16 protein-coding genes and 18 tRNA genes are annotated in these 18,580 nt (G+C 32.1%); 4 read left to right on the forward strand and 30 right to left on the reverse strand.

What is annotated here, in order from left to right:
- Positions 1 to 29 precede the first annotated feature (29 nt).
- From O3884_RS03905 to tyrS, 4 genes are all read right to left on the reverse strand, one after another.
- Positions 30 to 1,067: a hypothetical protein gene (locus O3884_RS03905; RefSeq protein ID WP_371451825.1), complete on the reverse strand. Its 1,038-nt coding sequence runs from the start codon at positions 1,065 to 1,067 to the stop codon at positions 30 to 32.
- Between the two features lie 134 nt (positions 1,068 to 1,201).
- Positions 1,202 to 2,251: a hypothetical protein gene (locus tag O3884_RS03910; RefSeq protein ID WP_371451827.1), complete on the reverse strand. Its 1,050-nt coding sequence runs from the start codon at positions 2,249 to 2,251 to the stop codon at positions 1,202 to 1,204.
- Between the two features lie 17 nt (positions 2,252 to 2,268).
- Entirely contained in the window at positions 2,269 to 2,943 is a 675-nt protein-coding gene (gene rpiA, locus O3884_RS03915) for a ribose-5-phosphate isomerase RpiA (protein WP_371451829.1), read from the reverse strand.
- A 36-nt stretch (positions 2,944 to 2,979) separates the two neighbouring features.
- Positions 2,980 to 4,233: a tyrosine--tRNA ligase gene (gene tyrS / locus O3884_RS03920; protein WP_371451831.1), complete on the reverse strand. Its 1,254-nt coding sequence runs from the start codon at positions 4,231 to 4,233 to the stop codon at positions 2,980 to 2,982.
- Positions 4,234 to 4,415: 182 nt separating this feature from the next.
- On the opposite strand from tyrS, the gene O3884_RS03925 reads away from it, so the two are divergent.
- Positions 4,416 to 6,752: a transglycosylase domain-containing protein gene (locus O3884_RS03925; RefSeq protein WP_371451833.1), complete on the forward strand. Its 2,337-nt coding sequence runs from the start codon at positions 4,416 to 4,418 to the stop codon at positions 6,750 to 6,752.
- 67 nt (positions 6,753 to 6,819) lie between these two features.
- On the opposite strand, the gene O3884_RS03930 is transcribed toward O3884_RS03925, so the two are convergent.
- Together O3884_RS03930 and ychF are read right to left on the reverse strand one after the other, a co-directional pair.
- Positions 6,820 to 8,106 carry a DUF6792 domain-containing protein gene (locus O3884_RS03930; protein WP_371451835.1) on the reverse strand — a complete coding sequence of 429 codons (1,287 nt, stop codon included), beginning with the start codon at positions 8,104 to 8,106 and terminating at the stop codon, positions 6,820 to 6,822.
- A 107-nt stretch (positions 8,107 to 8,213) separates the two neighbouring features.
- On the reverse strand, positions 8,214 to 9,314 hold the full coding sequence (gene ychF, locus O3884_RS03935) for a redox-regulated ATPase YchF (RefSeq protein ID WP_371451837.1): 1,101 nt from the start codon (positions 9,312 to 9,314) through the stop codon (positions 8,214 to 8,216).
- Between the two features lie 271 nt (positions 9,315 to 9,585).
- Here ychF and O3884_RS03940 point away from each other — a divergent pair, with 271 nt between their 5' ends.
- Both O3884_RS03940 and O3884_RS03945 read left to right on the forward strand, forming a co-directional pair.
- Positions 9,586 to 10,434 carry a VOC family protein gene (locus O3884_RS03940; RefSeq protein WP_371451840.1) on the forward strand — a complete coding sequence of 283 codons (849 nt, stop codon included), beginning with the start codon at positions 9,586 to 9,588 and terminating at the stop codon, positions 10,432 to 10,434.
- Positions 10,435 to 10,579: 145 nt separating this feature from the next.
- Entirely contained in the window at positions 10,580 to 11,128 is a 549-nt protein-coding gene (locus tag O3884_RS03945) for a TVP38/TMEM64 family protein (RefSeq protein ID WP_371451842.1), read from the forward strand.
- Between the two features lie 93 nt (positions 11,129 to 11,221).
- Here O3884_RS03945 and O3884_RS03950 read toward each other — a convergent pair whose 3' ends face one another.
- On the reverse strand, positions 11,222 to 12,343 hold the full coding sequence (locus O3884_RS03950) for a YhgE/Pip domain-containing protein (RefSeq protein ID WP_271987453.1): 1,122 nt from the start codon (positions 12,341 to 12,343) through the stop codon (positions 11,222 to 11,224).
- 212 nt (positions 12,344 to 12,555) lie between these two features.
- Here O3884_RS03950 and O3884_RS03955 point away from each other — a divergent pair, with 212 nt between their 5' ends.
- The gene (locus O3884_RS03955; protein ID WP_371451844.1) at positions 12,556 to 13,161 is read left to right on the forward strand and encodes a TetR/AcrR family transcriptional regulator; all 606 of its coding nucleotides are present in this window, start codon (positions 12,556 to 12,558) and stop codon (positions 13,159 to 13,161) included.
- Between the two features lie 43 nt (positions 13,162 to 13,204).
- Here the strand turns inward: O3884_RS03955 and O3884_RS03960 are convergent, their stop codons facing one another.
- The 23 genes from O3884_RS03960 to O3884_RS04070 all read right to left on the reverse strand — a co-directional run bounded on the left by O3884_RS03960 (position 13,205) and on the right by O3884_RS04070 (position 18,570).
- A complete protein-coding gene (locus tag O3884_RS03960) occupies positions 13,205 to 13,390 on the reverse strand; it encodes a DUF951 domain-containing protein (RefSeq protein ID WP_271987455.1) in 186 nt (61 codons plus the stop codon).
- An 11-nt stretch (positions 13,391 to 13,401) separates the two neighbouring features.
- Positions 13,402 to 14,265 carry a mechanosensitive ion channel family protein gene (locus O3884_RS03965; protein WP_371451846.1) on the reverse strand — a complete coding sequence of 288 codons (864 nt, stop codon included), beginning with the start codon at positions 14,263 to 14,265 and terminating at the stop codon, positions 13,402 to 13,404.
- Positions 14,266 to 14,267: 2 nt separating this feature from the next.
- Positions 14,268 to 15,128, reverse strand: coding sequence for a ParB/RepB/Spo0J family partition protein (locus tag O3884_RS03970; RefSeq protein WP_371451848.1), 861 nt, complete (start codon positions 15,126 to 15,128; stop codon positions 14,268 to 14,270).
- A complete protein-coding gene (locus O3884_RS03975; RefSeq protein ID WP_371451850.1) occupies positions 15,121 to 15,879 on the reverse strand; it encodes a ParA family protein in 759 nt (252 codons plus the stop codon). Before O3884_RS03975 ends, O3884_RS03970 begins: the two co-directional genes overlap by 8 nt.
- Complete coding sequence (locus O3884_RS03980) at positions 15,857 to 16,741, reverse strand: ParB/RepB/Spo0J family partition protein (protein WP_294683485.1); 885 nt, start codon at positions 16,739 to 16,741, stop codon at positions 15,857 to 15,859. Before O3884_RS03980 ends, O3884_RS03975 begins: the two co-directional genes overlap by 23 nt.
- Before the next feature lie 192 nt (positions 16,742 to 16,933).
- Positions 16,934 to 17,004: transfer RNA gene (locus tag O3884_RS03985), tRNA-Trp, on the reverse strand.
- A gap of 5 nt (positions 17,005 to 17,009) precedes the next feature.
- Positions 17,010 to 17,093, reverse strand: a tRNA-Tyr gene (locus O3884_RS03990).
- A gap of 15 nt (positions 17,094 to 17,108) precedes the next feature.
- Positions 17,109 to 17,181, reverse strand: a tRNA-Thr gene (locus tag O3884_RS03995).
- Positions 17,182 to 17,185: 4 nt separating this feature from the next.
- Positions 17,186 to 17,261 (reverse strand) — tRNA-Phe (locus O3884_RS04000).
- Between the two features lie 25 nt (positions 17,262 to 17,286).
- Positions 17,287 to 17,362: transfer RNA gene (locus tag O3884_RS04005), tRNA-Asp, on the reverse strand.
- 12 nt (positions 17,363 to 17,374) lie between these two features.
- Positions 17,375 to 17,448: transfer RNA gene (locus tag O3884_RS04010), tRNA-Met, on the reverse strand.
- 10 nt (positions 17,449 to 17,458) lie between these two features.
- A tRNA-Ser gene (locus tag O3884_RS04015) sits at positions 17,459 to 17,551 on the reverse strand.
- Between the two features lie 8 nt (positions 17,552 to 17,559).
- Positions 17,560 to 17,636, reverse strand: a tRNA-Ile gene (locus O3884_RS04020).
- 28 nt (positions 17,637 to 17,664) lie between these two features.
- Positions 17,665 to 17,741, reverse strand: a tRNA-Met gene (locus O3884_RS04025).
- Between the two features lie 27 nt (positions 17,742 to 17,768).
- A tRNA-Ala gene (locus O3884_RS04030) sits at positions 17,769 to 17,844 on the reverse strand.
- A gap of 29 nt (positions 17,845 to 17,873) precedes the next feature.
- Positions 17,874 to 17,950 (reverse strand) — tRNA-Pro (locus tag O3884_RS04035).
- A 10-nt stretch (positions 17,951 to 17,960) separates the two neighbouring features.
- Positions 17,961 to 18,037 (reverse strand) — tRNA-Arg (locus O3884_RS04040).
- 8 nt (positions 18,038 to 18,045) lie between these two features.
- A tRNA-Leu gene (locus tag O3884_RS04045) sits at positions 18,046 to 18,132 on the reverse strand.
- 14 nt (positions 18,133 to 18,146) lie between these two features.
- A tRNA-Gly gene (locus tag O3884_RS04050) sits at positions 18,147 to 18,221 on the reverse strand.
- A gap of 13 nt (positions 18,222 to 18,234) precedes the next feature.
- Positions 18,235 to 18,319 (reverse strand) — tRNA-Leu (locus tag O3884_RS04055).
- A 7-nt stretch (positions 18,320 to 18,326) separates the two neighbouring features.
- Positions 18,327 to 18,402 (reverse strand) — tRNA-Lys (locus tag O3884_RS04060).
- 11 nt (positions 18,403 to 18,413) lie between these two features.
- Positions 18,414 to 18,489 (reverse strand) — tRNA-Thr (locus O3884_RS04065).
- 5 nt (positions 18,490 to 18,494) lie between these two features.
- Positions 18,495 to 18,570 (reverse strand) — tRNA-Val (locus O3884_RS04070).
- Positions 18,571 to 18,580: the final 10 nt, after the last annotated feature.

The raw sequence follows: 18,580 nt of genomic DNA on the forward strand, positions 1-18,580 counted from the left end.
CTTAGAGTTCTAATATTTTTACGTTTTTATCAATAATTATATCGTACTGTTTTTCCAAAGGTTTGTTTTAATGTTTTTCCTAATTCGTCAATATCTTCTCTTGAATTTTTGTAGTTCGAACAGATTTTTACTTTTTCATCTGTTTCAAAATTATTGTGGAAGTGTGCTATATAGCTTACAACTCTACCTTTTCGAATTTCTCTACCAAAAGTTACCTTTGAAAAACCTGATAATAATTGAAAATTAAAACCTTTACCGTATAATATTAATGCATCTTTGTATATTAAGGCCTTTAATTTTTTATTTATATATTTTGCTTCTCTTACTAAAATATCTAAATCTCGTTCTGCCTCCGGATATTTAATGAATAATTCTTCGTATTCAGCTTTATTTTTTCTAATATTTTTTATTACAGATTTAATTAAGAAAAATGTAATAAGAAGAATTAGCACTTCCACTCCATAAGTTGCAATATAATATCCTTTACCAGGCACTGTTAAATAAAACTGTGAAGTAAATGGTTTTTCTCGTAATTTACTTGAATAATCATCTACACTTTTCTTTATTACAATATCATTAACTATATCTGAAACTCTTGCTCTAATTAGTGAACTATGCTCTGCAGCATTTTTAAATTTTTCTTTTAATTCTGGAGAGATATTCTTCCTCCCCTTACTTCCTCTTTCAAAGATGGCATCAACAGGAGAATAAATATTTTTATCCTTTAAATCTATTAATTTTTCATTTGGTATATCATTACTTTGTATTAATTTCTTAACATCTTCCTTAGAAGCTTTTAACATTACAAAACCATGTTCATGCTGGAGCATATAGAATTTTTGATTATCTTTTAAGCTATCATCTGTAATATCTAACTCTTCAAGGGCTTCTACCTTAATAAAAGTATAACCACTAGATTTTTGGAATTGTTTTCCCTCTTTATACTGCACTTCTGCTGATTTTGTTCTATCATCATAAATGCTTTGGATCCCCCCGATACTCATCAGAACGAACAATATTGCAAAGAATAGTTTTAACCATGTTCCTCTTAAATAACTTTTCCTCATAACTTTCCTTCACGTCCTTAATTATTTGGATTTTGTATAATTATACTTTTTGTTTTCATTATAAATTTTTGAAATACCCTCTATTCTATATTTTCAGATATTCTCTTAACGTTCTAATATTTTTATATTTTTTATCAAAAATTATACCTTACTGTTTTTCCAAAGGTTTGTTTTAATGTTTTTCCTAATTCGTCGATATCATCTCTTGAATTTTTGTAGTTCGAACAGACTTTTACTTTTTCATCTGTTTCAAAATTATTGTGGAAGTGTGCTATATAGCTTACAACTCTACCTTTTCGGATTTCTCTACCAAAAGTTACCTTTGAAAAACCTGATAATAATTGAAAATTAAAACCTCTACCATATAATATTAATGCATCTTTGTATATTAGGACCTTCAATTTCTTATTTATATATTTTGCTTCTCGTACTAAAATATCTAAATCTCGTTCTGTCTCCGGATATGTAATGAATAATTCTTCGTATTCAGCTTTATTTTTTCTAATATTTTTTATTACAGACCTAATTAAGAAAAACGTAATAAGAAGAATTACCACTTCCATTCCATAAGATCCAATATAATATCCTTTACCAGGCACTGTTAAATAAAAGTTGTAAAGAAATGGTTTTTCACGTAATTTATCACGGAATTCACTTGAATAATCATCTACACTTTTCTTTATTCCAATTTCTTTAAATACATCTAAAACTCTTTCGCTAATTAATAAACTGTGCTCTGCAGCATTTTTAAATTTTTCTTTTAATTCTGGAGAGATATTCTTCCTCCCCTTACTTCCTCTTTCAAAGATAGCATCAACACGTGAATAAATATTTTTATCCTTTAAATCTATTAATTTTTCATTTGGTATATCATTACTTTGAATTAATTTCTCAACATCTTCCTTAGAAGCTTTTAACATTACAAATCCATGTTCATGCTGAAGCATATAAAATTTTTGATTATCTTTTAGACTATCATCAGTAATATCTAACTCTTCAAGGGCTTCTACCTTAATAAAAGTATACCCACTAGATTCTTGGAATTGATTTCCTTCTTTATACTGCACTTCTGCTGATTTCGTTCTATCTTCATATAGTCTTATGGTCGATGCGATACTAAACAAAACAAACAATATTGCCCAGAATAGTATTAACCATGTTCCTCTTAAATAACTCTTTCTCATAACTTTCCTTCATGTCCTTACTTATTTGGATTTTCTATAATTACAGCTCCCTGTTCTGTTCCTTTAATGCATAGTTTACACATGTTTAAGAATAGACCATGCTCTACTACTCCAACTATACTTTCAAGTTTTTCTTTTACAGCTTTAATATCAAATCCGTAGCCTAAGTGTAAATCTACAATATAATTATTGTTGTCTGTTATAAGAGTAGCTCCATCTTTTAATCTTAACACTGGTTTTAAGCCCGCTTCTTCCATTTTTCTTATAGTGTGGCTATAACCAAATGGTAATATTTCTACAGGTAGGTTAAAGTTTCCTAGTTTTTCTACATCTTTACTCTCGTCATAGATCCAGATTACTTCACGAGCAATATCAGCAACTATTTTTTCTCTAAATAACGCTGCTCCTCCGCCTTTTATCGCATTAAAATCTTTATCGATTTCATCTACTCCATCAACAGCAAGATCAATGTGATCAATCTCTTCTAATTCTTTAATTGTAAGACCCAAGCTTTTAGCTAGTTCAACCGTTTGAATTGACGTTGATACCATTTCAACATTCAACCCTTCTTTTACTCTATCGGCTAGTGCGTGAACAAAATAGAATACAGTCGAACCTGTCCCTAAGCCAACAATCATACCATCTTTTACATAATCTACAGCTTTTTTACCAACAACCTCTTTTAGATTCATTTCGGTTCCCCTCTTTATGTATATGTTACTCTTAAATTATTTATATTCTACTAATAGATATTTTTTCTTACCGCGTCTAAGTACTGTAAATCCATCTTCTAATCTGTCTTTAGCATCTACTATATACTCTAAATATGTAACTTTATCTCCATTCACATAAACAGCACCATTGTTTACATCTTCACGTGCTTGACGTTTTGATTGTACTAGTTTGCTCTCAACTAGGAAATCTACGATATTGTATTCTTTTTTCTCTAATTCAGATTTTGGCATACCTTTAACAGCTGCTTTTAATTCATCGTGAGTTAGTTCTTTAATGTTTCCTGAGAATAATGCTTTTGTAATGTTTAATGCACTTTCTAATGCTTTTTCACCGTGAACAATTTTCACCATTTCTTCTGCTAATGCTTTTTGAGCTAAACGTAGGTGTGGTTCTTTTTCAGAACTTTCTCTTAATGCTTCAATTTGATCTTTTTCTAAGAATGTGAATTTCTTAAGAGCAGGTACTACTTCTGTATCCGCAGTGTTGAACCAAAATTGGTAGAACTCATATGGTGTTGTTTGTTCTGGATCTAACCATACCGCTCCACCAGTAGATTTACCAAATTTAGTTCCATCAGATTTTAACATTAATGGAATAGTAAATCCGTATGCTTCAACATCTCCACGAAGTTTTCTCATAATTTCTAATCCAGTAGTAATGTTACCCCATTGGTCTGAACCACCAATTTGTAATTTTACATTGTGGTGTTCATTTAAGTATGCATAGTCAATACCTTGTAGTATAGTATAACTGAATTCTGTAAATGATAATCCATTATCTAGACGGCTTGAAATTGAATCCTTCGCTAGTAAGTAGTTGATGTTTACTAATTTTCCGTAGTCACGTAAAAATTCGATCATAGAAAGTTTTCCTAACCAGTCTCGGTTATTTACGAATTCTATATTGTCATCTCCACGGAAAATATTACGTAGTTGTCCTTCAAGACGACGTGCATTGTCTTCAATTACTTCAAGACTTTGTAATTGACGTTCTTCACTTCTTCCTGATGGATCTCCGATAATACCAGTCCCTCCACCTACTAAAATAACAGGCTTATGTCCATGTTGTTGAAATCTTTTTAATGTTAAAAATGGTAGTAAGTGCCCAATGTGTAATGAGTTACCAGTTGGGTCTGTTCCACAGTAAATAGATACGCTTTCTTTTTCTAATAATTCTTTTATTCCTTCTTCATCTGTTTGTTGATAAACTAAATCTCTATATTTTAAATCTTCTAATAATTTACTCATTAAAATGCCTCCATATCAATTTTTATACACTTACTTCAATTATAACATATTTTTATTTTTTGTTTTATCTTTTTCTAATATTTTTAACGATAAATTCTATTCTAAGCCTTTCATATAATTTACTATTTCATATTAAATTATGGTATAATATACCTAATAGTATGCAATCTAAGGAGATTACAATGAAAATTAAGAAGATACTAACTTCTATGACGCAAGCCATACTTCTTTCTATTGGATTACTAATTAGTTTAGGTGCGGGGCTTGCTATTGGGTATGTGGGTGGCTTAGTTAAAGATCAACCTGTCTTAACCCAAAAAGAAATGAAAGAACAAATAAATAACATTAGTAAGAACAGTGAAGTTTATTTCGGAAGTGGTGAAAAATTAGGTACAATCAACTCCGAATTAATTAGAAAAACTGTTACTTACGAGAATATCGGTGATAATGTTAAAAATGCTATTATCGCAAGTGAAGATTCTAATTTCTATTCTAACAGTGGAATTGATATTTGGGCTGTTTTAAGAGCTACACATAGTGAAGCCACTGGCGCTAGAACAACTGGTGGTAGTACTATCACTCAGCAATTAGTAAAAAATCAGCTTCTTGATAATTCAAGATCTTATGAAAGAAAAGCAAAAGAAATATTACTAGCACTTCGTGTTGATAGTCACTTTTCTAAAAATGAAATTCTTGAAAATTATCTAAATGTCGTGCCTTTCGGAAAAAATAGTTTAGGACAAAACATTAGCGGTATCGAAACTGCAGCACAAGGGGTTTTTGGAGTTCATTCTAAAGACTTAAATATAGCTCAAGCAGCTTATCTTGTTGGTTTTGTTCAATCACCATATACATACACACCTTTTGATTCTGCTGGAAATATCCGTCCTGACGAAGAACTTCAAGCGGGGTTTGAAAGACAGCAATATGTATTAGAACGTATGCTTTCAAATAGTTTTATCACTAAAGAACAGTTTGAGGAAGCAAAGAAATTCGATATTAAAGGTACTTATACTAAACAAAAATATTCAGAATATACTGATTACCCTTATATTCGTGATGAGGTGACAAGTTCAGTTGCAGAAATTTTAGCTGAGCAAACCGCAGCAAAAAATCACAGAGAAGAAGAGTTTAAAAATGATTCTGACTACAGAAATGAACTAATCGAAAAAAGTAGAATTAAATTCATAACTGGTGGTTATAAAGTAAAAACTACACTTGACAAAAAACTTTACGATACTCTTCAAGAAACGAAAAAACAATTCGCTTCTTATCCAACACACACTCAAGGTGGTGTTGTTTATCCGTTAGAAATTGGAGCATCGGTTATTGAAAACAGTACTGGTAAAGTATTAGCATTTATCGGTGGTATGGACTACAAAAAACAACAACTTAACCACGCAACAAGAACTCGTCGTTCACCAGGTTCTACAATCAAACCACTATTAGTTTATGGACCAGCTATCGATAAAGGTTATATTACTCCTAACTCGACAGTTTTAGATAAGAGATTTAACCACTATGGTTGGAAGCCTGAGAACTATGACATGTCTCAACGAGGCTACCTACCAGCTAGAGAAGCTTTAGCTAGATCTCTTAACTTACCTACTGTAAGGCTATACTCTGCATTTTATAAAGAGGATCCTGTCACTAATTACCTAGAGAAAATGGGGGCTGAAGGTCTTACAGAAAGTGATAAAACTAACTTAGCTACTGCCATCGGTGGTATGACATATGGTCTATCTGTTACTGAGAATACTAGTGCCTTCTCTACTTTCGCAAATAAAGGTGAGCATAAGAAAGCACACATTATCGAAGAAATAGAAAATAATGATGGAGAACTAGTTTATAAGGCTGATTTCTCTCCAGTTAAAGTATTCGAAGAATCTACAAGTTATCTAATCGTCGATATGCTTGGGGACGTAATCAATAAGAGTTACGGTTTATCTCATGATATGCCAAGTAAACTTAAATTTAATTCTAAAAACTTATTTGTAAAAACAGGGACTTCTGAGTATTATAAAGACCTATGGGTTGTTGGTGGTTCTACAAAAATAACAGTTGGGCTTTGGAATGGATACGATAGTCCAGCAAAAGTGCCAAGTTATGACTATGCTCAAAGAAGCTGGATTGCAGTCATGAATGCTATTTATACACTTGATAAAAATCTAATCGCTCCAGATACTGCCTTTAGCCGACCTAAATCAGTTGTTGATGCAAGTATCAATGGTTATAACAATGCAAAAGGTGGTACAAAAGATATAGTACCAAATGGCTTTAAAGAGCTATCTAAAGAAAAAACACTGGCGAAATTTGGTTATAACATAGATAAAGGTATTTCATTCAGCGATCCTTCAAAAGTCGTTGTAACAAAACCTGTTCAAAAAGAAGAGAAGAAAGAAGATAAAGACAAAAAGGATAAAAAAGAAGAGAGAGAAGAACGTACAGTAACAATTACTGAAACTTCCCCTCCACCTGTCTTAAGACCAACTGTTATTACAGAAGAAGATGAAGAATAACATAAAAAGAGGATCGGGCATTTTGCTCAATCCTCTTTTTTATTTATTTTTATTATTTAAGCGCGTCTTACTCTCCTAATGCATCGTATAAAGCTGGAAGATCATGCGCCTTAGCAATCTCTCCCCAATTCCCTACATCATTTAGACCATTTGCATGCGTTACAGTATAAATAACTTTAGTTAATGTGTAAAATTCCTGTAATGGTTTTAATAAATTCTTAAGGTTTGATTTATTAAAATCACACATCACTTTTTCATAAAGAGTCGTTGCCGTTTTACTATCTGTACAATTTATTACATCATCAGGTATAATACCCGCGTGTGCCAAGTACAATAAGTAATTATAAACAGCCCTAAATGTTCTATATGAATCTGTAATTCCTACTTCACTAGATATCTTTTTACCTTTTTTATAAGAAAAATTACTTATTTGTTGTTGAATTGGATTTTTAATTTTTTCTACAAGTAATCCTATAAATTCATCTGTTACCTGTTTTTGATTTTCAACAACATCATCGGGAGTGATATTTTTCTCTATTAATCTATTATAAAAGTCACAGAAAATCTTATCTAATTCATACGTATCTTCTTCTGTCAGATACTCTTCAGGTGCAACAAAATTCTTGATTAGCGCAGGAAATTCTATAGTCTTTCCTACATGAAATGTTCCTACAGTCATATTTAACGATTGTATAAAATCATTTTTTCTTACAAAATTATATATATGATGGGCATTTTTTGCATAATAATTAGAAGTAAATTCTTGGAGTTTATTTGTCTCCTCTAAATCTTTTTCTAGAAAATACTCTTCTAATTTTTTATTATATTTTTTGTCATATTTTCTAAGTTGTTTTAACTGTGGTAATGCTGTGTTAAATGTATAGACTCTTTGATATATTTGTTTTAACAATTCTACTGTAATTGCTATGTGGCCTCCAAGAGAATGACCTGCAGCGACCTTATAACAAGAATCAAAGTCAACAATTTTTCTTTTTAAAAACTTGGTAAATTTACACGCAGAATCTATTTGACTAGTATTCTCACCCGATACTATTCCAGTATAATTGTAAAACCAATCGCTAATATCTTCACTCTCACTACCTCTATAAATAACAAGAAGTTCTTTAAGTTCTGGAATATATATTGCTGTAGCTTGAAACCCATTTTTCGTAATCTTTGGAATTGATATTCCACTATTATATACTTCAATATCTTCAAATGTTTTTCCAGTTATATCTTTTATAATTCTTTTTATTTTATATTCTGCTGTACTTTGTTTCTTATTTCCTTTAATTAAATAATCATACTCCGCTAATTTCGCAATAAGCAAAGGATTATGGAAAAATCTTAACATCGTCAAATCACCTCTTTTATATAAAAACAATTATAACATATTTTATAGAGAATATAAAAATTCTATATCTTCCCAAGTAATGAGAAAATATAGAATTTTATTAAATATTATACGTTAAATCTAAATAACATGATGTCGCCGTCTTTTACTTCGTATTCTTTACCTTCAAGACGAACACGACCAGCTTCTTTAGCTTTTGGCATACTTCCGTATTCAACTAAGTCATCATAACTTACAGTTTCAGCACGGATGAATCCACGCTCGAAATCAGAGTGGATAATTCCAGCACATTCTGGTGCTAACATACCTTTTTTGAATGTCCATGCACGTACTTCTTGTACACCTGCTGTGAAGTATGTTGCTAATCCTAATAAGCTGTAACTTGCTTTAATTAGTTTATCTAATCCACTTTCATCAATTCCTAATTCTTCTAAGAACATTGCTTTTTCTTCATCTTCTAATGAAGCCATTTCTTCTTCAATCTTCGCACAAACTACGATTACTTGGCTTCCTTCACTTGCAGCAAACTCACGTACACTTGCAACGTGTTTGTTAGAATCAACGTCTAGTAAATCATCTTCACTTACGTTAGCAACATAAAGCATAGGTTTCATTGTTAATAAATGTAATCCTTTTGCGATTTTTTGCTCTTCTTTATCGAATTCTAAAAGTCTAGCTGGTTTTTCTTCTTTAAGAATGTCGCGAACTTTAGAAAGTACTGCAAATTCTGCAACAGCATCTTTATCTTTTTGTTTAGCTTGTTTTTCAACACGTCCGATACGTTTTTCAACACTTTCTAAGTCGGCTAAGATTAACTCTAGGTTAATAACTTCAATATCGTATAATGGATCTACTCCACCAGCAACGTGAGTAATATTTTCATCTTCAAAACATCTAACAACTTGACAAATTGCATCTACTTCACGAATGTGACTTAAGAATTTATTCCCTAATCCTTCACCTTTAGATGCACCTTTTACGATACCAGCGATATCAGTAAATTCGAATGATGTTGGTACTGTTTTTTTAGGTTCTACTAGTTCTGTTAATTTATTTAATCTGTGATCTGGTACTTCTACAATTCCTACGTTTGGATCAATTGTTGCGAAAGGATAGTTCGCTGCTAATGCTCCTGCTTTTGTAATTGCGTTAAAAAGTGTACTTTTTCCTACGTTTGGTAATCCTACTATTCCGGCTGTTAATGCCATAGTATTAATCACTCCTTTTCTTCATTAATTTCTTATATTACTTAGGCCTTGCCTACTCAACTTAACTATTATAACATAAAACACAAAACTTATCATTTAATATTATGCTAATTAAAAATATTTTTGCTAATAATCACTAATTTTATATATTAGTATAGTAAAAGATACTAACTATTACAAAAGTACGTACTTTACAAAATTTATTTTGGTATGTAAAATATATTACAAGATATAAATTTTTTTGAAAAAATTAAAAGGATAATAATTAACTATGAAAAAATATAATTCAAACATAAAACTTGGTACAGCAACACTTAATGTTGTAAACTTTGACAAACAACTTAAATTCTATACAGAAGCATTGGGTATGACTGTAATTTCTAAAAACGAAACTGAAGCTACTTTAGGTACTTCAGATAATACTCCGCTTCTTCACTTGAAAAAAGTTGATGGGCCTCTAGTACGTTCTTACGGATTATATCACATAGCATATCTTGTTCCAGATGAACAAAGTCTAGCTAATATCTTACGCCACTTTATAGATTCTAATATACCTTTAGATGGTGGCTCTGATCACGGCTATAGTAATGCCCTTTATCTAAGTGATATCGAAGGTAATGGAATAGAAGTATATTATGATAAAGATGAAAGTACTTGGGATATAAAAGAAGATGGTAGAATCATAGGAGTAACAGAACCTATCGATGCTACTCACCTACTTGATATTTCAAAATCTGTAGTGCCTTATACTTTACCAGTAGGAACTATTATTGGTCATGTTCATCTAAGTGTTCAAAACTCTACCGTTTCTTCTAACTTCTATCAAAAAATACTAGGATTCAGTGATAAATTCACGGTGGCTAGTGCTAGTTGGATTGCTTACGGAAATTATCACCACCATCTAGCTGTTAATAACTGGGGAGGTCCTCATCTAAGTCTTAGACAAAAAGGTACTCCCGGATTAGATCATTTTGAAATAATATTTATTGATGAAGATTCTTATAATAAAGTAGTAGAAAATATTAAAAATAATAATACTAAAATCATCTCTGAATATGATAATAAGATTATTATCAATGATTCTAATGGTATTGAAATTCATTTAATAAAAGAAGTATAATATCTAAAAGTCTTTACGTGGGTGACTCCTCAAAATCGATTTCTCCAAAATCACGATTTTCGAGTCACTCCCTTTTAGTTTTTAGTCGCTTATTTCCCTAGCTTTATGATATAATAAGAATATTATATTATCATAAGGAGGACCTATGCAGGATTTTATAGCACAATTTGGTAGCTTTGCACCTATAGTTTTTTTAATACTAGCATCTATATTACCAATATTTTTATTCCCACCAGGGATATTTTCTGCGATTGGTGGTTATTTATTTGGTTTTACTCATGGTTTTATCCTTTCGATAATTGCATCAATAATCTATACTAGCGTGATGTTTATCATTTCAAGATATTTCGCCAGTGATTATGTAGAAAAATACTTAGCAAAAAAACTATCTAAAAAACAATACGATACAATTTTTGGTATAAGTGAAAATAAACTAACAATGTTTCTAATAATCTATAGATTAATCCCAGTTCTTCCAAACAGTGTTATCTGTTACTCATATGGTTTAACTAGAATATCTTTTAAAAAATATTTTATCGGTAACATTATAGGCCTGATTCCTGGAAAAATGATTTGGTTACACTTCGGTACAACTCTTAACAACATTGGAAGTATAGAATTTTTATACGGTATAATTATTGTTTTATCTTTTGTCTTTATCAGTTCTAAAGTAGCAAAGCAATTTAATAAATAATATTAATAAAAAGCTAATGATTCTATTTAAAGATTCACTAGCTTGTTTATATGGGTCTATAATAATTCCCCCCTGAAAAGGGGTAGTTTTATCTTAATTTTTAACTTTTTCTTTTTTTATTATACTTGTTAATGTTAAAGTTACACCAACTATTACTACATAAATCAATTCTTTAGTAGCTAGATTCCAAGCACCTTGACCAAAGTATAAAATATTTTTTACTCCGTCAAATAACATACGCATTGGTAACCATGGTAACACCCAATCTGTATAGAAACTACTTAGCATTTCAGGTTCTAATGATAGCAATGGCATTGCAAAGAATAATAGTAAAGCAGACAGTGGAGCTCCTGCTAGTCCTATTAAGCTAATTGTACCAAAGATTATCGTCATAAATGTGAATGTTGCAATACTTAAAAATGTTGCAATACCTGAATAATTATCTACTGTCACTCCTAAAATCCTTTCTGAGAAATACGGAGCCAGTAAGCCTAGTGTTATAGAAACTAAACCTAATATACATAGTTGAACTATTTTTTGTACTGCTTTATCTTTAATTGAGTTCTCTTCTTTACGACTATACATAAATAATATAATACTTCCTGCTAAAGAAGTTATCCAAATTGGTAAAAAATATACTGATGGAGCAGTTGAGAAATCACCAGTAGTATTAATATTCTCTACGTTAACTCTAACTGGATTCATTAAGTTTCCAATTACTTTTGCTGGTAAAGGCTTATTTGATGCTTCAGCTTGTTTTATTATTTGTGTGCTAACCATCTTCCCACTATTATTCACAACCTGTGTAAGAATTTGTGAGACTTGAGCTGAAAGTTGGCTATTCATACCTTGGTTAACAAGTACTGTGAATTCAGGGGTTTGTGGATTAGAAGACACTAATGTAGCTAAAGATTTTGTGTAATTTTCTGGAATAACAATTGCACCATAGTATTCTTTATTATTCATTTTTTCTATAGCTTCATCTTTACTACCTACTTCTATCCATTTTACACTAACATTATCATTTAAAGTTGATCTTTCTTTAAGTTTTTCTATCATCGTAGCAGTTGTTTCATTTTTATCTTGATTTACTATTGCGAGAGGTAAATCTGTAATTTTTGGATTTACTGTTGGTATTTGAGTACTCATAATTATACTCAATACTACTACGGCAACAGAAAGAAGTATTCCTGTTATTTTTCCATATTTTTTCATTTTCTTTTCCTCTATTTCGATTATATATATTTTTATTCTTTTTATTCAAAATTCTTTCTTTATATTTTTTGCAACACCTTGTTGCTCTTTTGATGGTTTTATTATATAATTTTTATGAATAAAAAACGAGAGTCAAATTACTACAAATTGTTGCATTTTAGACAAATTATTATAATTTGTTTCTTATTTAATATAAAAAAGAGGATATTTCTATGGTATATAAAAAAAAAATAACAAAAACTCAAAAAAAATTCGAAGAATCATTACTTAAATTAATGGAAACAAAAAAATTCGAAGCGATTACTGTTAATGATATTACGGAACTTGCAAATGTTAATCGTTCAACATTTTATAGGCATTATTTTGACAAATATGAATTGTTAGAAAAAATTGAAGATAATATTTTAAATGATGTTCTTACTTATCAATCTAATATCATAAATAAAATCAATAAAAATGAGATTACTAAAGACTTTAAACTTACAGACTATGTTAGTACTGATACAAACCTTTTTATTGTATACGAAGGACGTTTAAATGAAATAAAAATATTGCTGGGTCACAACGGAAGTAACAGCTTTAGAAAAAAAATTCGTCTTACTATGCTTGATATTTTCAAACAAACATCTAATCTTACAAATTTAAATGCTAGAAATCAAGAAATAGAATTGTTATTTCAATTTTTAGTTGGAAGTTTTATGTCTATATTAGATTACTGGACAGATAATCAGGAGTTAACACCTACTGAACTTTTCTTATTTTACAGTTCTTTGTATTCTAATGGAGTAGTCAATTTTCTAAAGGACAAAATGATATAACAAAAAAGACAACAAAACATGTGTTTGTTGTCTTTCATTGATATTAAGAATGTTTTTCTAATATTTTTTTTATTTTTTTATTAAACTCACGTCTTGGCATCATGATATTATTATCACACTTTAGGCATTTTATCTTTATGTCTGCACCCATACGTGTAATTTGCCATCTATTTGTGCCACAAGGGTGTTGTTTTTTCATTTCAACTATATCATTTAATTCATATTCCATAATCCAACCTCCTATTTTTCCTCATTTGATGTTAATAAAGATTTAAACTCATTATAGAAATCACGTCGTAATCTCGTTTCGATTTCATTTTTCTTTCCTACTTTAGCTTTTCCAATTACATGTATCGTAACAACATTATCTGCAATTTTTTCTATATAATCGATGTGTAATTTATCATTTTTATATAATAAATCATGATATTCTTTAGAGTTATTAGCATTACCAATAACTTTATTAACTCTCTCTTCAACTTTTTCAATAGACTCATCAATCTTAATTGGTAGTTCTACTAGTGCTAAGTTATACATTAAAGAATAGTTTACTACTTGATTAATAGTCCCATTAGGTATGAAGTATACTTCACCATCTTTAGAACGAATTTTCGTAGAGCGTAATCCAAGTGACATTACATAACCTCCAGCAATAAAGGCCGCTTGATTATAAATTTTAACATTATCACCTACATCAAATTGTCCTTCAAGAATGATAAAAAATCCAGATATAATATCTTTAACTAAACTCTGTGCACCAAAACCAATAGCTACCGATGCTATACCTGCACTGGCCACAATACTCGTAGTATTAACTCCTAAGATTGATAAAACTTGAAAAAACGCAATAAAATAGATTGTATAACGAACTGCACTTTTAACAAGTTTGTGTAACGTTTCTGATCTTTTCTCATTAAACTTTATATTAAATTTCTTATTGGCATTATCACTCGTTGTCATCAGATAATCAATAATTTTATTAAAGATACGAACTAGAATTGATGCAATAATAAAAATTCCAATTATAAGTAATAGTTTTTCTAAAACTGCAATAAATAAATCAGTGTTACTTAATGAAGTTTTGACTTTTTCAATAATGTTCATAATTACTCATCCTTGAATAACGAAATAATACGTTCAAATTCATCATTATCTTTGAACTCAATTTCAATCTTACCTTTTTTATTACGACCTTGTTTAATCGTTACAGACGTTCCAAGACGCTTTTTAAGAATGTTTTCCTGCTCTTCTATAAAAATATCCTTAGCCTTCGTTTTCTTGACCTCTTTCGGTTTCAGTAACTTCGCTACATATTCTTCTAATTCACGAACAGACATTTTTCTTTCAACTACTAAAGCGCAAACCTCTTCCATAGCTTTTTTTGTTTTTAATGAAAGTAACGTTCTTGCGTGAGCTGCACTTATGACTCCTTGCTCAAGTTTATTTTTAATTTCTGTTGGTAGCTTTAATAGTCGTAAACTATTTGCTATATAAGGTCTACTTTTCCCAAGTTTCTTAGCTAATTCTTCTTGCGTTAATGACATCTTATCCATCAGATTTTTATAACTTTCTGATTCTTCTAAAGCAGATAAATCTTCACGTTGTAAGTTTTCTAATACAGCAAAGACCATCATTTCTTCATCTGTCATCTCTTTAATAATAGCTGGAATTTCTTTTCTACCTAGCAGTTCAAACGCTCTATAACGACGCTCACCTGCTATAATGTAATACCCTTTTACAGCTTTTTTTACAATAATAGGTTGTAATAAACCATTTTTTTCGATAGATTCTTTTAATTCATTTAATTTTTCTTCATTAAAATAAGTACGTGGTTGATATGGGTTCTTTTTGATATCATCAAGTGCAATTTCCACTATTTTATCATTATCCGTAACTATCTCAACATTTTCTGTAGCGAAAATAGCATCAAGTCCACGTCCTAAACCTTTACCTAATTTCTTAGCCACGTTCAATCACCTCTTTAGCTAATGATAAATATTGTTTTGCTCCATTAGAATTTTTCGCATATTCAATAATTGGTTCACCAAAACTTGGGGCTTCACTTAAACGTACAGTTCTTGCGATAACAGTTTCAAATGCTTTATCTTTGAAATGCTCTCTTACTTGTTCAGCCACTTGATTAGATATATTTGTTCTACTATCAGTCATAGTAAGTAATACCCCAAAAATATCCAATTTAGAATTAAGATGCTTTCTTACTATATTAAATGTATTCATAAGCTGACTAAGGCCTTCTAAGGCGTAATATTCTGTCTGTACAGGGATAATTACTCCATCAGCTGCAGTTAATGAATTTAATGTAATAAGCCCTAAAGATGGTGGACAATCGATTACTACATAATCATACTTATCTTTAATTTCAGATATTGCATTTTTCATGCGTTGCTCACGGCTAATTGCTGAGACAAGCTCAACTTCTGCCCCCGCCAATGCAATACTAGAAGGTACAATATCCAGATTTTCATAAGCTGTTTTAATTATTACATCATTAATATTAACTTCATCTACAAGGATATTATAAATTGATTGGCTTATAGCTGCCTTATCAACACCAACACCACTAGTTGCATTAGCCTGTGGATCAGTATCAATTAATAATACTTTCTTTTTAAGATGAGCTAACGAAGCTGCTAAATTTATCGAAGTAGTTGTTTTTCCTACTCCACCTTTTTGATTACATATCGCTAATATTTTCATCATTTACCTCTTTTTTGGCAAAGCGTGGCACAGTAACTTTAATAACCACACTTTCCATAGTTTCTTCTTCTTCTTTGTTTAAATTTATATTATATTTCTCTTCCAGTTTAGCTATCTCTTTTATAAGCTTAGCTATAATTTTTTGTCCATCATAATTTACAGTTGGATTAAATACTTTAGTATCTTTTTTAATCTTTAAATATGTATCAATTTTTTCTTCAGTTTGAGATACATTAAGATTTTGTGATAAAATTTGAATCAATAACTTCTCCTGAGCAGAAGAATCTAGCTTAACCATAGCACGGCCATGACGTTCAGTAATCTTCTTAGTATTAATTGCATCAATAACCTTTTTACTTAATTTTAATAATCGTAATTTATTAGCTACAGTCGCTTGAGTTTTCCCTAAAGACTTAGCAAGCTCGTCTTGAGTAAGTTTATTAATTCTAAGTAATTCTTGATAAGCATGTGCTTCCTCAATTGGCGTTAACTCTTCTCTTTGAATATTTTCAATTAATGCAAGAGTTGCCATCTGTTCATCTGTTAATTCCTTAACAATAGCCTTAGTTGTAGCATATTGTAAATACTTAATAGCTCTTAAACGTCTTTCCCCAGCAATAAGTTCATAGAAACCATTTCCCATGTCACGAACTGTAATAGATTGAAGTAAACCATTTTGCTTGATTGATTCAGCAAGTTCTTTGATCTTTTCTTCAGTAAATTCACGTCGTGGTTGATATTTGTTCGGAACAATCTTTTCAACTAAAATCTCTCTAAGTACATCATCATCAGAAATACCAACTTTTTCTGCTCTCTGTGTTAAATCATATAGCTTACTAAATGGTTTTACACTCTCTGTCATATTTTACCTCCTATAACTTTATATACACTAATACAATATCATATTTTAAAATAATTGTCAAAAATATTTCCCGATATTCACTATCGAATAAAGCTTATAAAACAATACTTTAAAAGAATATTTCCGAAGTAAAATAAACAATCTTTTAAAGACAATAAAAAAAAGTGTAATCATAAATGATTACACCTTGTACAGGGACGGCAGGAATCGAACCCACACCAAAGGTTTTGGAGACCTTTGTTCTACCGTTAAACTACGTCCCTAAGAATGGTGGGAAGAAGTGGATTCGAACCACTGAACCCGAAGGAGCGGATTTACAGTCCGCCGCGTTTAGCCTCTTCGCTATCTTCCCAATATATAAAAAAAATGCCGGCCAGAGGACTTGAACCCCCGACCTACTGATTACAAGTCAGTTGCTCTACCAACTGAGCTAGGCCGGCAACATGGTGCCTCGAGACAGAGTCGAACTGCCGACACATGGAGCTTCAATCCATTGCTCTACCAACTGAGCTATCGAGGCATTATTTAATTTTGACATAAAAAAATGGCGGTCCCGACGGGAATCGAACCCGCGATCTCCTGCGTGACAGGCAGGCGTGATAACCGCTACACCACGGGACCTAGTATTAAAAATTGCGGGAGATGGATTTGAACCATCGACCTTTGGGTTATGAGCCCAACGAGCTGCCAGACTGCTCCATCCCGCGATAATAAAAATGGAGGAGGAAAGGGGATTCGAACCCCTGCGAGCTTTTACACTCCTGTCGGTTTTCAAGACCGATCCCTTCAGCCGGACTTGGGTATTCCTCCTTGATTAATGGTGGACTCTGCAGGACTCGAACCTGCGACCGATCGGTTATGAGCCGATAGCTCTAACCAACTGAGCTAAGAGTCCGTGTTCCTGTGAATTCACTAACTATTATTGGTGGCGGCAGAGGGGATCGAACCCCCGACCTTACGGGTATGAACCGTACGCTCTAGCCAGCTGAGCTACGCCGCCAATAAAGGCTAAATTCATTATTTAAAATGGTGGAGCCTAGCGGGATCGAACCGCTGACCTCCTGCGTGCAAAGCAGGCGCTCTCCCAGCTGAGCTAAGGCCCCAAATTAATAATGTTTATATATATTTTCAATGGTCGGGAAGACAGGATTCGAACCTGCGACCCCTTGGTCCCAAACCAAGTGCTCTACCAAGCTGAGCTACTTCCCGTGATTTTAAATGGCGCGCCCAAGAGGAGTCGAACCCCTAACCTTTTGATCCGTAGTCAAACGCTCTATCCAATTGAGCTATGGGCGCTAATATAATGGTGCCGAGGACCGGAATCGAACCGGTACGGTATTGCTACCGCAGGATTTTAAGTCCTGTGCGTCTGCCAGTTCCGCCACCCCGGCACTATATTAACTATTGGAGCGAAAGACGGGATTTGAACCCGCGACCCTCACCTTGGCAAGGTGATGTTCTACCCCTGAACTACTTTCGCGAATATTTAGAAATGGTGCGGGTGAAGGGAGTCGAACCCCCACGCCGTGAGGCGCTAGATCCTAAGTCTAGTGCGTCTGCCAATTCCGCCACACCCGCAAAAGAATGGTGAGCCATGAAGGACTCGAACCTTCGACCCTTTGATTAAAAGTCAAATGCTCTACCAACTGAGCTAATGGCTCTAAATTTTAAATGGTGCCGGCCAGAGGACTTGAACCCCCGACCTACTGATTACAAGTCAGTTGCTCTACCAACTGAGCTAGGCCGGCATAAATGGTGGAGGTTAACGGGATCGAACCGCTGACCCCTTGCTTGTAAGGCAAGTGCTCTCCCAGCTGAGCTAAACCTCCATATCAAAAG

It is taken from the genome of Gemella sp. 20925_1_85 (assembly GCF_041433735.1).
GTDB lineage: Bacteria > Bacillota > Bacilli > Staphylococcales > Gemellaceae > Gemella.

Excerpts from the sequence above, each read along its gene's own strand:
- O3884_RS03965 (WP_371451846.1), bottom strand. The coding sequence starts at position 14,265 with ATGAACATTATTGAAAAAGTCAAAACTTCATTAAGTAACACTGATTTA.
- O3884_RS03975 (WP_371451850.1), bottom strand. The coding sequence starts at position 15,879 with ATGAAAATATTAGCGATATGTAATCAAAAAGGTGGAGTAGGAAAAACA.
- O3884_RS03930 (WP_371451835.1), bottom strand. The coding sequence starts at position 8,106 with ATGTTAAGATTTTTCCATAATCCTTTGCTTATTGCGAAATTAGCGGAG.
- O3884_RS03980 (WP_294683485.1), bottom strand. The coding sequence starts at position 16,741 with ATGACAGAGAGTGTAAAACCATTTAGTAAGCTATATGATTTAACACAG.
- O3884_RS03910 (WP_371451827.1), bottom strand. The coding sequence starts at position 2,251 with ATGAGAAAGAGTTATTTAAGAGGAACATGGTTAATACTATTCTGGGCA.
- tyrS (WP_371451831.1), bottom strand. The coding sequence starts at position 4,233 with ATGAGTAAATTATTAGAAGATTTAAAATATAGAGATTTAGTTTATCAA.
- O3884_RS03960 (WP_271987455.1), bottom strand. The coding sequence starts at position 13,390 with ATGGAATATGAATTAAATGATATAGTTGAAATGAAAAAACAACACCCT.
- O3884_RS03925 (WP_371451833.1), top strand. The coding sequence starts at position 4,416 with ATGAAAATTAAGAAGATACTAACTTCTATGACGCAAGCCATACTTCTT.
- ychF (WP_371451837.1), bottom strand. The coding sequence starts at position 9,314 with ATGGCATTAACAGCCGGAATAGTAGGATTACCAAACGTAGGAAAAAGT.
- O3884_RS03950 (WP_271987453.1), bottom strand. The coding sequence starts at position 12,343 with ATGAAAAAATATGGAAAAATAACAGGAATACTTCTTTCTGTTGCCGTA.
- O3884_RS03905 (WP_371451825.1), bottom strand. The coding sequence starts at position 1,067 with ATGAGGAAAAGTTATTTAAGAGGAACATGGTTAAAACTATTCTTTGCA.
- O3884_RS03940 (WP_371451840.1), top strand. The coding sequence starts at position 9,586 with ATGAAAAAATATAATTCAAACATAAAACTTGGTACAGCAACACTTAAT.
- O3884_RS03945 (WP_371451842.1), top strand. The coding sequence starts at position 10,580 with ATGCAGGATTTTATAGCACAATTTGGTAGCTTTGCACCTATAGTTTTT.
- O3884_RS03955 (WP_371451844.1), top strand. The coding sequence starts at position 12,556 with ATGGTATATAAAAAAAAAATAACAAAAACTCAAAAAAAATTCGAAGAA.
- rpiA (WP_371451829.1), bottom strand. The coding sequence starts at position 2,943 with ATGAATCTAAAAGAGGTTGTTGGTAAAAAAGCTGTAGATTATGTAAAA.